This is a genomic window from Bradyrhizobium sp. NAS96.2 (genome assembly GCF_001908235.1).
Classification (GTDB): Bacteria; Pseudomonadota; Alphaproteobacteria; order Rhizobiales; family Xanthobacteraceae; genus Bradyrhizobium.
In genome coordinates this window covers 1-14,085 of record NZ_LGHK01000019.1, presented here as the reverse complement: position 1 = coordinate 14,085, position 14,085 = coordinate 1, and the positions used below count along the sequence as shown (strand labels likewise).

The following is a 14,085-nucleotide window of genomic DNA, read 5'->3' as shown; positions in this document are numbered from 1 at the left end:
CACCGGCGAACGACACTGGCCGAGGGATGGCCCGGGGGGTGGGTTGCGGCCGCCGATTGTGTGTGCTGCATCAAGTTCCGGGCTTATAGAACCTTTCTAGAGGCACCGCCACACCGACAAGCGTGCGCCGGCATCGCGCGACCCAAAAATTCTCACGCGGTAGCGAAAGATTTCAGAGGGCTGTGACAAGACGAACCATGCGGCTCTCGGGACGAAATCTGAAATGCGTGCGCGGCGGACGCGAGGTGTTTTCCGGCCTCGACGTTTCGGCTACGGCCGGCGAGGCGCTCGCCGTCACCGGCCCTAACGGCGCGGGCAAGACCTCGTTGCTGCGGGTGCTCGCCGGGCTCCTGGTTCCAGCCGAGGGGACGGTCGCGCTCGAAGGCGGCGACGCCGAGCTCAGCCTGCCCGAGCAGGCCCACTATCTCGGCCACCGCGATGCCCTGAAGCCGGCGCTCAACGTCGCGGAAAATCTTTCCTTCTGGCGGGAATTCCTCGGCGGCAAGACCGAGGATGCCGGCCGGTGCCTTGCCGCCGTGGGGCTCGACCACGCCGCGCATCTGCCGGCGGCCTACCTCTCCGCGGGCCAGCGCCGCCGCCTCTCGATCGCGCGCCTGCTCTCGGTGCGGCGGCCGGTCTGGCTGCTGGACGAACCGACATCGGCGCTCGATACGGCCGGACAGGCGCTGTTCGTCGCCCTGATGCGCGACCATCTGGCCAGCGGCGGCCTGATCGTCGCCGCGACCCATCTGCCGCTCGGCATCGAAGCGCGCGACCTGCGGATGGGAGGCACGGTATGAGCAAGCAGCACGTCTCAGCGCCGAGCACCGGTCTCTCCGTTCCCTCCCCCCTTGTGGGGGAGGGTCAGGGAGGGGGGTGCCACACGGCACGCGCTCCCCGCACAACCTTCAACGTCAAGCGACCGAGATTGCAAAAGCGACATCTCTGCCGACGATCTCGCCCGGGGCCACCCCTCTCCCCAGCCCTCCCCCCGACGCAAGTCGGGCCTGCCCGACTTGCGCAAACTTACGACGAGCAACCGGGGTAAACCCCGGTTGCGTGGGGGAGGGAGCGCACCAGTCGCGCGGCACGATATCGGCTCACACGGCCATCAACACGGAGGCGCGGCATGAGCGCGCTGGCCGCATTGATCCGCCGCGACATCCGCATTGCGCTGCGCGTCGGCGGCGGCGCGCTGATCGGCGTGCTGTTCTTCCTCACCGTCACGGTGCTGATGCCGTTTGCGGTGGGGCCCGATCTCGCGCTGCTGTCGCGGCTCGGCCCCGCCATCCTGTGGCTCGGCGCATTGCTGGCGAGCCTATTGACCCTCGACCGGCTGTTCACGGCCGACCATGAGGACGGCTCGCTCGACCTGATCGTGATGAGCCGGACACCGCTGGAACTCGCCTGCGCGGCCAAGGCGCTGGCGCATTGGATCGCCGCCGGGCTGCCGCTGATCGTCGCAACCCCGGTGCTCGGCCTGCTGCTCAATCTCGACGGCACCGCGACGCTTGCGGTCGGAGCCACGCTGCTGGCGGGAACACCGGCACTGACCTTCACCGGCATGATCGGGGCAGCGCTGGCGGTGACGCTGCATCGCGGCGGCCTCTTGCTGGCGGTGCTGGTGCTGCCGCTGTCGATCCCGGTGCTGATCTTCGGCGTCGCGGCCTCGCAGGCGGCGATTTCGGGGCCGCTGCCGTTTGGAACACCGTTCTCGATCCTCTGCGCGCTGTCGCTTGCCAGCCTCGTGATCGGCCCGTTTGCGGCCGCCGCGAGCCTGCGGCACGGGCTGGACTGATCAAATCTCGCCGAGGGGAATTCGGCCAATTGCCTCGCTCACAGCGGACGACTATCAGGGTGCCATGAAGCTGACCGAGACGCTGACCGACCTCGCCAACCCGACCAGGTTTCTGGCGCTGACCGCGCGCATCCTGCCCTGGCTCGCGGGTGCAACCGCGTTCCTGCTCGCGATCGGGCTCTACCAGTCGGCGATGGCGCCCGACGACTACCAGCAGGGCGCCACGGTTAAGATCATGTTCATCCACGTGCCGAACGCCTGGCTGTCGATGTTCGTCTGGAGCGTCATGAGCGTGGCTGCGCTCGGCACGCTGGTGTGGCGGCACCCGCTCGCCGACGTCGCCGCGAAAGCCGCAGCTCCAATCGGCGCCGCCTTCACCTTCCTTGCGCTCGTCACCGGCTCGCTGTGGGGCCGCCCGATGTGGGGCACCTATTGGGAGTGGGATGCGCGGCTGACCTCGGTCTTGATCCTGTTCCTGATGTATCTCGGCCTGATGGCGCTGTGGCGCGCGGTGGAGGATCCCTCGCGCGCGGCACGGGCGGCGGCGGTGCTGACCCTGGTCGGCGCGATCAACATCCCGATCATCAAGTTCTCGGTCGACTGGTGGAACACGCTGCATCAGCCGGCATCCGTGCTCCGGATGGGCGGATCGACGCTCGACAAGGCGTTCCTGTGGCCGCTGCTGGTGATGGCGATCGCGTTCTCGCTGCTGTTCATCACCCTGCACCTCGCGGCGATGCGCAACGAGATCCTGCGCCGGCGTGTGCGCAGCCTGCAGATGATGCAGGCCAGCCGCGTCTCGTTCACGAGCGAGGCGGGTGCCGGCTCGCGTGATGCCGGCGCCTCGAAAGAAATTGGAGCGGCGTGACGATGTCGCTTGGTCCCTACGCTTCCTTCATCGTGACGTCCTATGCGCTGGTCGCAGCCGTGGTGCTGCTCCTGATCGTCTGGATCATCGCCGACTATCGCCGCCAGCAGGCACGCCTCAAGGAGATCGAGGCCAGCGGCGTCATGCGCCGCTCCGGCCGCAGCGCGGCGGATATCAGATGAGCGAACAGGCGACCAACAGCCCGCCGCAAGCCCGCCGCCTGCTGGTGGTGCTGCCGCTGCTGATCTTCCTCGGCCTCGCAGGGCTGTTCCTGCTGCGGCTCTATGGCGGCGATCCTTCGCGGATTCCGTCGGCGCTGATCGGACGGCCGGCGCCGCAGACCGCGCTGCCCGCGCTCGACGGGCTGGTGCAGGACGGCGCACCTGTCCCCGGTCTCGATCCCGCCGCGTTCAAGGGCAAAGTCTCGGTCGTCAACGTCTGGGCGTCCTGGTGCGTACCCTGCCACGACGAAGCGCCGCTGCTGACCGAGCTCGGCCAGGACAAGCGCTTCCAGATCATCGGCATCAACTACAAGGACTCGCCCGAGAACGCGCGGCGCTTCCTCGGCCGCTACGGCAACCCGTTCGGCATCGTCGGCGTCGACGGCAACGGCCGCGCCTCGATCGAATGGGGCGTCTATGGCGTGCCCGAGACCTTCCTGGTCGGACGCGAGGGCACCATCATCTACAAGCTGGTCGGACCGGTGACGCACGAGAACGTCAACAGCGTGCTCAAGGCCGAGATCGAGAAGGCGCTGCGCGCCGGACAGTAAGCGCATCGTCATTCAGCGGTGCCGTGAACCGCTGGTGAATGGCGAGCGAAATGCCTGCGACAAAATAATTCGACACGTTTATCTGCGGTTCATTTCGCGGCCACGGCAACGCCACGAACGCAACCCCAACTCAGCAGCGTTGACATCAACGTTCCTTTGGAGGGGACATATGCGCAAGACCACGCTCGCTTCACTGCTCGCCACCGCGCTTACGCTCGGCATGCTGACGGCCACGCCGTCGATAGCCCAGAGCGTTCAGCCGGCTACGCCCGCCACCAAATCGGAAACCGGCAAGATGGCGCCGGCGCCGAAGACGGCGGCACCCGACGCGAAGACGACGGGGATGGCGAAGGACGACCTGCTCGACATCAACAGCGCCAGCGCCGACCAGCTCGACGCGCTGCCTGGCGTCGGCAAGGCCTATTCGGCCGCGATCATCAAGGGCCGCCCCTACAAGGGCAAGGATGAACTGGTGCAGAAGAACATCCTGCCGCAGGCGACCTACGACAAGATCAAGGACAAGATCGTCGCCAAGCAGAGGAGCTGAGCTCTGAAGCATGATCCGGAAAAGTGCGAAGCGGTTTTCCCTCGCGACAAACGCGAAGCGTTTGCGCGGAGATCATGCTCAAACACGAAGCCAAAGCGCGATGCCGATTCAACCCAATCTCATCGCGCTTTGAGACCTCGAACGCAGCGCGGCGCAATTGCCCGCGCTGCGTTTCGATCTACTTCCGCAAATCGCCGGCGTCGGCCTCGCTGGTTTCCAGCGAGACCGGCTCCAGGTGATAGCGCTTGGTCAGCGGCATCTGCGCGATGGCGAAGATCATGGTCAGCGGCGTCACGCCGAACACCTTGAAGTTCACCCAGAAATCCGTGGTCTGGGTGCGCCAGACGATCTCGTTGAGGATGGCCATGCCGGCGAAGAACAGCGCCCAGCGCATGGTGAGGATGCGCCAGCCCTGCGGCGTCAGGTTGAACATCTGGTCGAACATCACGGCGATGAAGGAGCGCCCGAACAACAGCCCGCCGCCGAGCACGGCCGCGAACAGGCCGTAGATGATGGTCGGCTTGACCTTGATGAAGGTCTCATCGTGCAGCACCAATGTCAGCGTGCCGAACACCAGCACAATCGCGCCGGTCACCAGCGCCATGATCGGCACGTGCCTGGTCACCACATAGGATGCGATCATCGCCGCGACGATCGCCACCATGAATGCGCCGGTCGCGACGAACAGATGGTACTTGGCGTTCGCGATGAAGAACACGAGCAGCGGCCCGAGCTCGGTCGCAAGTTTGAACAGCGGATGCGGCTGGGTCTTGTCCATTAATTCTCTGTGTTGGTTTGAGGCATGATTTTCGAGGTCATGCCTCGATCCCGGCAATCGCCTTGGCAAAATCCTTCGCCGTGAAGGGCGCGAGGTCCTCGACGCCTTCGCCGACGCCGATGAAATGCACCGGCAGTTTGTGCTTCTCCGACAGCGCGACAAGGATGCCGCCGCGCGCCGTGCCGTCAAGCTTGGTCATCACGAGGCCGGTGACGCCTGCCGTACGATGAAACGCTTCGACCTGCGACAGCGCATTTTGTCCCACGGTGGCATCGAGCACGAGCAGCACCGCGTGCGGCGCCGATGCATCGACCTTCTTGATGACGCGCACGACCTTCTCGAGCTCGTTCATCAGCTCGGACTTGTTCTGCAGCCGGCCGGCGGTATCGATCAGCAGCACGTCGCGCTGCTGCTCCTTGGCCGCGGTCAGCGCGCTGAAGGCGAGGCTTGCCGAATCCGAGCCCTGGGCGCCCGCGATGACCGGCGATTTGGTGCGCTCGCCCCAGACCTTCAGCTGCTCGATCGCGGCGGCGCGGAAGGTGTCGCCGGCGGCCAGCATGACCTTGCGGCCCTCGGCGGCAAATTTGGCTGACAGTTTGCCGATCGTCGTGGTCTTGCCGGAGCCGTTGACGCCGACGACCAGGATGACGAACGGCTGCTTCGAGCCATCGATCTCGAGCGGCTTCGCCACCGGCGCCAGCACCTTCTCGACCTCGGTCGCGACGACGTCCTTGACCTCGTCGGCGGAGATCGCCTTGTCGTAGCGGCCCTTGCCGACCGCCTCCGCAATGCGGACCGCGACATCGGTCCCGAGATCGGCGCGCAGCAGCACATCCTCGATGTCATCGAGCATGGCCGAATCGAGCTTGCGTTTGGTGACGAGGTCCGCGACCGCGGTCCCGATCGAACTCGAGGTCCGCTTCAGGCCGCCCTTCAGGCGCTGCCACCAGCTCTGTTTTGGAGTTCCTGCAGTGGTATCGTTCATGGCGCGGACGTGTTAGCCGTTTCGGCTCACAAACGAAAGTCTCGACGAATTGATCGATGTTCCCCAATTGACCGCGGAAGAAATCCTGGGCCGGGTGCTCCACCGTGACGGGTTGATGCTGGTGATCGACAAGCCGGCCGGCATGCCGGTGCATCGCGGCCCCAAGGGCGGCCCCAATCTGGAGGCCTCCTTCGACGCGTTGCGGTTCGGCCTGCCGCGGCCGCCGGTGCTGGCGCATCGGCTGGACAAGGACACCTCCGGCTGCCTCGTCCTCGGACGTCACCGCAAGGCGACCGCCTCGCTCGGGCTGCTGTTCAAGCACAGCAAGATCTCGAAGACCTACTGGACCGTGGTCGAGGGCGGCCCCGCCGAGGACGAGGGCACCATCGACATGCCGCTCGGCCGGCTCAACGCCGAGCGCGGCTGGTGGCAGAAGCCGGATCCGGACGGGCAGAAGGCGATCACCAACTGGAAGGTGCTGGGACGCGGCGACGGTCTCGCCTGGCTGGCGATGGAGCCGGTCACCGGCCGCACCCATCAGCTCCGGGTGCATGCGTCGGCGATGGGCTGGCCGATCGTCGGCGACAATATCTATGGCAATGGCCCCCGCTTCGGCGAACCGACCCTGCATCTGCATTCCCGCGAAATCGGCATCCCGATTTCCCGCAACAAGGACCCGGTCCATGTGGTCGCACCGGCGCCGGAGCATATGTGGCAGCGGCTCAGGGCCTGCGGCTGGACCGGCCAGTGATCTCCGGGGTTTTACGGACCATTATCCTTTACGGAACTTTCAGCCTCGTCCGATAGTCCTGCAGGCGGCTTAGAAAAGCGCATCACGACGGGCTCAGGACGAGCAATGCTGACTGCCGGGCAGGCAATTATCGACGAAGTCGAGGCGGCGATACGCGCCGGCTCCGCCGAAAAATGCATCGCGAGCGCCAAGCGCGTCACCGACCTCTTCCTCGCCTCCGCCGGCAGTTTCAACAGCGAGCAGGTCGAGCTGTTCGACAACGTGCTTGATCGGCTGGTCAAGACCATCGAGCTGAGGGCGCTCGCCGACATCAGCGCCCGGATGGCGCTCACCGACATCAGCGAGCAGCTCGCACCGGTGACCCAGGCTCCGCCCGCGATCATTCGCCGTCTCGCTGGCAATGACGAGATCAGGATCGCGCGGCCGGTTCTGCAGGAGTCGTCGCGGCTCAGCGCGGACGACCTGGTCGAGATCGCGCAGACCAAGAGCGAGCAGCATCTGCTCGCCGTCGCCGGCCGCTGGTGGTTGAAGGAAGTCGTCACCGATGCGCTTCTGGCGCGTCGCTTTGCCAGCGTGAGCCACCGCCTGGTCAGCAATCCCGGCGCCAAGGTATCGCCGGACGGATTTGCCGTCATCCTCGCGCAGGCCGAGTACGATCCGGTCCTCGCCGTCGAGACCGGCATCCGCGCCGACCTGCCGTCGGAGCTCCGCCTTCAGCTCCTGCGCCGCGCGACGGAAGAGGTTCGCGGCCGTCTGCTGGAACGCGCCCCGCCGTATTTGTTCGAGGAAATCCGGCACGCGATCGCCGCGGTCGCCGCCGGCGTCGAGCGCGATATGTCGCAGGTCCGCGATTTCACCGCGGCCAGGCGCCACATCGCCAAGCTCAAAGACAGCGGCGAGCTCGACGAGGCGGCCCTGCTCGGCTTTGCCAGGCAGCGAAAATATGAAGAGACCGTCGTCGCGCTGGCGGATCTTGCGCAGTCGAGCATCGAGGTGATCCGCTCGCTGATGCAAAGCCTGCGCAGTGAGGGCCTGCTGGTGCCGTGCCGCGCGGCTGGCCTGAGCTGGGAAACCACCGCCGCGGTGATGGAATGCCGGTACACGACCGGCTCCATGGGCCCCGTCGAGCTCGCCCATGCGAAAGGCCAGTTCACGAAAATGACCCGCGAAAACGCCGATCGCCTGCTGCGATTCTGGCAGGTTCGCTCGTCGCAGCCTGCAAGACCCGGCGGACGCACGCACTGAGTGCGTCACGCCGAGTACATCATGCGCGATGACGCGGCCCCATTCCGACGTGACCTGTCAAACAGCCACGCTCTCGGTGTCATCACCCGCGCATGCAGAGACACCGGAGCTTGAATCGAGAGGCCGCGGCGTACTGGGTCGCCCGCCCTAGGGTACCTCGGTAGCCTCAGTCACGCCTGCTCCATTCATGATCTCCGGGCATTTCCGCGCCAAGTTCATTCGCCAGCTCGAGCGCTTCCTTGACGTCGGACGTAAGCAGACCTTCCGTGAACGTTCGGACGACGGGTAGGAGCAGCTCGCTCGCTCGCGCGTGTTTGCCGGAATGCCGCCATAGGCGCGCCAGGCTGACAGCTGACCGCAGCTCAAAGGACCGCGCGCTTTGCCTGCGCGCCAGCTCGACCGAGGCGAGGAATAATCGCTCGGCGTATTCGACGGACGATGGTTTCGCGTAATTGAGGGTCATCTCACCTTGCAGCCGATAGATCTCGGCTTCGTAAAAATGCTCTCCCGTTCTTCCGCCGATCGCCGATGCGGTGTCGAGTTCGCGCAAGGCAGCATCCAGCAAGCCGGCACTTGCAAAAGCCTTCGCGAGCAGGCTCCTGAACCAGCAACTGGCGAGCCAGGCATTCATGTCCTCGTAGCCGTCGATGCCCATTCGCATCTGGTTCAATCCCTCATCGACATCTCCAAGCTCGGTCATCGCCCATCCTCGCAGGATGGTCGTCTGATGCTTCCAATGCAGGAAGCCGTGTTCCGATGACAAGGCTAGTGCCCTGTTGGTGTAATCGCGGGTCCCTTCGACATCGCGGAGATGCTGGCAAACGTAAGCGCCGAAAGTCAAAGCAAACGACAGCGTGAATGGGTGGCGAAGGTTTTCAGCCTCCGAAATGGCCTGCTGGCTATACTGGCGCGCCGCGTCAGGATGGCCGAGAAACCACAAGAGATATCCCATGTACGACAGCGAGACGACGCCAGGGTGGATGCCGTGCGTTGCCGTGAGCGCGCCATGCAGTTCCGGACTGTACAGGCTCCTGAAGCGCCGAAGATGATGTTCGGCGGCGACAAATCGCCCGCGGTACAGCATGGTCATCGCAATCGCCCGATGCGCCTCGATCAGATATCCGGTCTGTTGCGCCTGAGATATTTTTCGGTTCAATGCCTCGCGCCTCGCGAACTTCAGAAGCTCTGCGCTCAGCTCATGCGCCCGCGCGAGATCGCCGCGAATGAAATGGCACACCCAAAGTCCGCGCGTCGCCGCAAAGATCTTCGCCTTGTCGTCGAGATGCCGGCCGAGCTCGAGCGCTCGAACATAATTTTCCTCGACCTCCTGCACGGCATATCCCTTGGCCGCGATCAGGGCCGTGCCCAGGGCGATGCGAAGCTCGAGCTCGGACTCGTTTCGGCCCTGCATGCCGGGCGAGGCTTGCAGAACGGCAAGCCCACGACGGAGATGGCCGATCGCCTCCAAAGTGGCGCCCTTCATGGCGGCCTGCTTGCCTGCCTTGAGCCAGAAACTCGCGGCCGGCTCGCTCTGGCCAGATTCGGTCAGGTGGTAGGCGAGGAGTTCCGGCTCGCGTTCGGTCTTTTCCGGATATTTATCGGCCAGCACACGCGCGATGTTCGCATGCAGCGTTCGTCTTTCCCTGTGCAACAGGCTTTCATGCGCCGCATTCTGGATCATCACATGCCTGAATGAGTACAACGCCTCCGGCAGGAAACCGAAGCGGACGATCAATCCGGCCGCCTCCAGATGGTCCAGGGCAGCTTCGATCTGGTCCGCTGGCGCATCGGCAACCGCGCAAAGGATCTCGTAGGAAAACTCACGGCCGATGGTGGCGCCGATCTGCGCGATTTTCTTGAACGGCCCCATCCGATCAAGGCGGGCCATGAGGGAATCGTTCAGTGTTGCGGGAATCGCGAGCTGATGCCATGGACCGGACAAGACGTAGTGTCCATGCTGCTCGGTCAGGACGTCCGACTCAAGGACGGCTTTGGTCAGTTCTTCAAGGAAGAGTGGCACACCATCCGTCTTGACGATGATATCCTCGACCACCTCCCGGGGGAGTTGCCTGTCTCCCGCCACGCGTTCGACCAGTGTCGTGCGGACTTGTCGACCGAGGCGTTTCAGGTTCGCAGTCATGGTATGCGCGTGACCGGTCCAGCCGGGCTGAAACTCCGATCTACCGGTGACCACGATGAGGATCGACGCGTTGCGAACGTTCTCCACCAGGAGATCGAGCACGTCCTGCGAGGTGGGATCGATCCAATGCACGTCCTCAAAATCGATCAGCAGCGGCTGCTTGCGTGCTTGCGCGAGCAGACGGTTGACGAGCGCGGCAACGGTCGCATCCTTCTGCTGTTGCGGCGAGAGATCGAGGGCTGCATATCGATCCCCGGTGGGAATTGAAAGCAATGCCGCAAGGATCGGTACCACTGTCTCCGCATTTCCGTTCGAGGCGGCGACATCAGCTTCGAGGTTTGTCAGCCACAGCGCAGATGCGTTCTCGCCATCAAGGCCGAGCGCGAATTTGAGCTGCTCGATGAAGGGGTGAAAGGCGGTGCTGCTGTAATACGGAGAGCACTGGAACGAAACCTGTCCATGCGGATCGCTTGCGATCCGCTCCCGCAGCTCTTGGACGATCCGGGACTTTCCAATCCCCGGCTCGCCCGTCAGCAGCACGACCTGGCCCGCACGGGCTTTCGCTTGCTGCCAGCGCGTGAGCAGCAACGCCACCTCTTCGGTGCGGTTGACCAGCGGCGTCAGTCTGGGGCCCATGGCTGCCGCAAATCGCGTTTCCGCGCGGGAGGGTCGAACTACGAGCCAGGCCCGAGCCCTCGCGGATATCCCCTTCAGCGCGTGAAATCCGAGGTCCTGGTAGTCGAACTTTCCTTTCAGCAGGGCTTGCGTCGAAGACGCTATGACGACGCCGTCTGGAGGTGCCAGGGTCTGCAGACGGGCAGCCAGATTTGGCGTCTCGCCGACTGCTGAATCGCGCTCTTCGGTGTCCCGCCCAACCAGATTTCCGACGACAACAAGGCCGGTCGCAATCCCGATGCGCACACTGGGCCCATGACTGGCGACTCCGTGGACGTCATTCGCTCTCGCCGTCGACAGGCTCCGCACAATTTCGAGCGCTGCGCGCACCGACCGCTCTGCGTCATCCTCATGGGCGCTCGGATAGCCGAAATAGACCAGAATGCCGTCCCCGAGGTAGCGCGCCGCGAAGCCTTCGTACCGCTTGACCACGCTGACGCACTTTTCCCTGAAGCTCGCGATCATGTCGCGGACGTCTTCGGGATCGAACTGTTCGGACAGCGAGGTCGATCCGACCATGTCGCAGAACATCACGGTGAGCTGGCGCCGCTCGGCGCTCGCCGCTACGCTTTCTACATCGCTCCGACTGCCGGCCGCACTTTTTGCTGAACGGGTCAGGGAAGCGACCGCGCGCTGCAAGCGCTTGCGATCTCCGAGTGGAAGTCCAAGTTCGATCAGATCCTGCTCGGTCAGATCGGGCAGGACGTCCAAACCGATACGATGCTGCACAAAGAGCTCGCTGTACTGGCCGAGGTCAACGGTTTCGAGCCAGTGCTTGAGAGCAGCCTCCATATCCGCGCTTGGCTGTTTCTCCGGCATGGTGATCCGTCCGACTGCGGGCGATCGGCGACTACGGGCCTCATACGACGAGGCCGGAGCATGGTTTACCTCAGACTGGACGCGTTCACAAAGCGTGAAAACAATGACCCAGGCCGATCAAGGAGGCGCTCTGCCCTCTTGCAACACCGTTGAGCGAACTGGATGATCGACCGGACATCGCGCTTCAGCTCGTTGTTTAACCATGATCTTCCCGCAAACGCTCCGCGTTTGTCGCGAGGAAAACCGCTTCGCACTTTTCGGATCGTGCTCTAGGTGGCGTCGTCGCACGACCCAACGAGACGGGCACCATCATGGCCTGTCACCACAAGCCGGCGCACCACGCCGGGCACATCGCCATCGATCGCGACGGGCAGGAAATGTTCGGTGCGGCCCTGCCTATCGCTTTCGATCAGCACCCCGCGGGTCGCGCCGACTTCCGCCGCAAGCCGTCGCGCCAGCGCGGCTTCGCCGGCTGCGCGCAGGCGTTTCGCGCGCTCCCGGATCGCGCCGCCTGCGACCTGCGGCATCCGGGCGGCCGGCGTGCCGGGGCGCTTCGAATAGGGGAACACATGCAGGAAGGTGAGATCGCATTCCTCGACCAGATCGAGCGAGCGCGCAAACATCTCGTCAGTCTCGGTCGGGAAGCCCGCGATGATGTCGGCGCCGAACGCGATATCGGGCCGAAGCCGGCGCACCTGCGCGCAGAAATCGATCGCGTCCCGGCGGGAATGGCGGCGCTTCATCCGCTTCAGGATCATGTCGTCACCGGACTGCAGCGACAGATGCAGGTGCGGCATCAGCCGCGCATCGTCGGCGATGACATCGAGCAGATCACGATCCGCCTCGATCGAATCGATCGAGGAGATGCGCAGCCGCTTCAACTCGGGCACATGGCGCAGGATCTGGCGGGTCAACTGGCCGAGCCTCGGCGCGCCGGGCAGGTCGGCGCCATAACTCGTGAGATCGACGCCAGTCAGCACGATCTCGACGTGGCCGCGCTCGACCAGCGTGCGGACCTGGTCGACCACGGCGCCCATCGGCACCGAGCGCGAATTGCCGCGACCATAGGGGATGATGCAGAAGGTGCAGCGATGGTCGCAGCCGTTCTGCACCTGCACGAACACCCGCGGCAGGCCGCGCTCGAATCCGTCGAGCAGATGCGGTGCCATCTCCCTCACCGCCATGATGTCGGCGACCGCGACTTTCTCGCTTGCGCCGATATCGAATGCTGAACGTGTCGCGCACCAGGCGTCGCCGCGCATCTTCTCGTCATTGCCGACGACGCGATCGACCTCGGCCATCTCGGCAAACATCCGGCTCTGCGTCTGCGCCGCGCAGCCGGTGACCACGATGCGCGCCTCGGGGCGTTCGCGTTTCAGCTTGCGGATCGACTGCCGGGCCTGCGCCACCGCCTCATTGGTGACAGCGCAGCTATTGATGACGATGGTGTCGGAAAGTCCCGCCTGCTCGGCCTCGCGCCGAATCACTTCGGATTCGAACGAATTGAGGCGACAGCCAAAGGTGACGACATCGACGCCCATCGCAATTAAGCTACGCTGGCGAACAGCGCCGGATCGAAGCGGCCCTCATATTCGAAATCGGCGGTGCCGGTCATCAGCACGTGATCGTCGCGCTCGCGCCATTCGATGCCGAGCTTGCCGCCGGGCAGCGTGATCTCGACGATGCGGTTGGCGCGCTTCAGCCGCGCCGCCGCGACCGCCGTGGCGCAGGCCGCCGAGCCGCAGGCCCTGGTCAGGCCGGCGCCGCGCTCCCAGGTGCGGATCGTGATGTGATCGCGATCGACGATATGGGCCAGCGTGATGTTGGCGCGCTCCGGGAAGATCGGATGGTTTTCCAGCAGAGGCCCGAAACGTTCGAGGTCATAGGCATTGACGTCATCGACCCAGAAGATCGCATGCGGGTTGCCCATCGAGACCACCGAGGGCGAATGCAGCACCGGATTGTCGATCGGCCCGACCTGCAGCTCGATGTAGCGGGTGTCGCGAAATTCCTCAGCCAGCGGAATGTCCTGCCAGCCGAACTTCGGCGCACCCATGTCGACGGTGTAGAGATCGGGCGCCGGCCCCTGCCAGCAATTGAGCAGGCCGGCGCGGGTCTGGAACGTCGCCGTGGTCTGGCCGGTCTTCTCGAAGATCCGCCGCACCACGCAGCGCATGCCGTTGCCGCAGGCCCCGGCCTCCGACCCGTCATTGTTGTAGATCGTGATGTACGCTTCGGTGCCGTCGAGCCGTGGCGGCTGCAGCACCATCAACTGGTCATAGGGCGCTCCGGCCGGCGACGCCACCGCGCGCGCCTCCGCCGCCGAGACTTGTGCCCGACCTTCGGAATCGCGCAGGTCGACGACGACGATCTCGTTGCCGATGCCGTTCATCTTGGCGAATGCGTGATTGGCGAGCGCGCTCATCGATTTTCCCAAATTCTGCCCGGTTATATGGCGAGTGGTGGCCGGAAGGCCAGTCTGAATGGCCCTATGACACATCTGTCATGGGACGAATGCAGAACTCGCGTGTTAGGAATATCGCACCTCGCGGACCGCGCGCGCCGGGACAGATCGAGCGGCCGTCTGAGGAAGGGGATGGAGAAGTATCAATGAACCGTATCAACACGCTCCGCGCGGCCCTGGTCGCGCTGCTCCCTTTGGCCGCGATCGCATTGGCAAGCCCGGCGCCTGCCCAGTCGCCGGCCG

Annotated in this window: 13 protein-coding genes; 8 read left to right on the top strand and 5 right to left on the bottom strand. The window is 64.7% G+C overall.

Translation table 11 applies throughout. The features are described from left to right. Nucleotides 1–197 precede the first annotated feature (197 nt). The 6 genes from ccmA to AC628_RS04835 all read left to right on the top strand — a co-directional run bounded on the left by ccmA (nucleotide 198) and on the right by AC628_RS04835 (nucleotide 3,985). Nucleotides 198–800 carry a heme ABC exporter ATP-binding protein CcmA gene (gene ccmA, locus AC628_RS04860; protein ID WP_074125612.1) on the top strand — a complete coding sequence of 201 codons (603 nt, stop codon included), beginning with the start codon at nucleotides 198–200 and terminating at the stop codon, nucleotides 798–800. 329 nt (nucleotides 801–1,129) lie between these two features. Continuing rightward, the gene (gene ccmB / locus AC628_RS04855) at nucleotides 1,130–1,798 is read left to right on the top strand and encodes a heme exporter protein CcmB (protein ID WP_074125611.1); all 669 of its coding nucleotides are present in this window, start codon (nucleotides 1,130–1,132) and stop codon (nucleotides 1,796–1,798) included. A gap of 64 nt (nucleotides 1,799–1,862) precedes the next feature. Beyond that, complete coding sequence (locus tag AC628_RS04850; RefSeq protein WP_074125610.1) at nucleotides 1,863–2,666, top strand: heme ABC transporter permease; 804 nt, start codon at nucleotides 1,863–1,865, stop codon at nucleotides 2,664–2,666. A gap of 2 nt (nucleotides 2,667–2,668) precedes the next feature. Further along, the gene (ccmD, locus tag AC628_RS04845; RefSeq protein ID WP_083632584.1) at nucleotides 2,669–2,848 is read left to right on the top strand and encodes a heme exporter protein CcmD; all 180 of its coding nucleotides are present in this window, start codon (nucleotides 2,669–2,671) and stop codon (nucleotides 2,846–2,848) included. Beyond that, a complete protein-coding gene (locus tag AC628_RS04840) occupies nucleotides 2,845–3,438 on the top strand; it encodes a DsbE family thiol:disulfide interchange protein (RefSeq protein ID WP_074125608.1) in 594 nt (197 codons plus the stop codon). The genes ccmD and AC628_RS04840 overlap by 4 nt, the downstream gene beginning before the upstream one ends. A 169-nt stretch (nucleotides 3,439–3,607) precedes the next feature. Then, a complete protein-coding gene (locus AC628_RS04835; protein ID WP_074125607.1) occupies nucleotides 3,608–3,985 on the top strand; it encodes a ComEA family DNA-binding protein in 378 nt (125 codons plus the stop codon). Between the two features lie 178 nt (nucleotides 3,986–4,163). Here AC628_RS04835 and AC628_RS04830 read toward each other — a convergent pair whose 3' ends face one another. Further along, nucleotides 4,164–4,763, bottom strand: coding sequence for a septation protein A (locus AC628_RS04830; protein WP_074125606.1), 600 nt, complete (start codon nucleotides 4,761–4,763; stop codon nucleotides 4,164–4,166). A gap of 37 nt (nucleotides 4,764–4,800) precedes the next feature. Then, nucleotides 4,801–5,748, bottom strand: coding sequence for a signal recognition particle-docking protein FtsY (ftsY, locus tag AC628_RS04825; protein WP_074125605.1), 948 nt, complete (start codon nucleotides 5,746–5,748; stop codon nucleotides 4,801–4,803). Nucleotides 5,749–5,797: 49 nt separating this feature from the next. Between ftsY and AC628_RS04820 the strand changes: the two genes are divergently transcribed. Together AC628_RS04820 and AC628_RS04815 are read left to right on the top strand one after the other, a co-directional pair. After that, entirely contained in the window at nucleotides 5,798–6,499 is a 702-nt protein-coding gene (locus AC628_RS04820; RefSeq protein WP_074125604.1) for an RluA family pseudouridine synthase, read from the top strand. 105 nt (nucleotides 6,500–6,604) lie between these two features. Then, a complete protein-coding gene (locus AC628_RS04815; RefSeq protein ID WP_074125603.1) occupies nucleotides 6,605–7,744 on the top strand; it encodes a DUF2336 domain-containing protein in 1,140 nt (379 codons plus the stop codon). 166 nt (nucleotides 7,745–7,910) lie between these two features. Here AC628_RS04815 and AC628_RS04810 read toward each other — a convergent pair whose 3' ends face one another. From AC628_RS04810 to dapF, 3 genes are all read right to left on the bottom strand, one after another. Then, nucleotides 7,911–11,378, bottom strand: a complete 3,468-nt coding sequence (locus AC628_RS04810) for an ATP-binding protein (RefSeq protein ID WP_074125602.1) — start codon at nucleotides 11,376–11,378, stop codon at nucleotides 7,911–7,913. Nucleotides 11,379–11,647: 269 nt separating this feature from the next. Beyond that, the gene (gene mtaB, locus AC628_RS04805) at nucleotides 11,648–12,919 is read right to left on the bottom strand and encodes a tRNA (N(6)-L-threonylcarbamoyladenosine(37)-C(2))-methylthiotransferase MtaB (RefSeq protein WP_074125601.1); all 1,272 of its coding nucleotides are present in this window, start codon (nucleotides 12,917–12,919) and stop codon (nucleotides 11,648–11,650) included. A gap of 5 nt (nucleotides 12,920–12,924) precedes the next feature. Then, nucleotides 12,925–13,803, bottom strand: coding sequence for a diaminopimelate epimerase (gene dapF, locus AC628_RS04800; protein WP_074125600.1), 879 nt, complete (start codon nucleotides 13,801–13,803; stop codon nucleotides 12,925–12,927). Nucleotides 13,804–14,085: the final 282 nt, after the last annotated feature.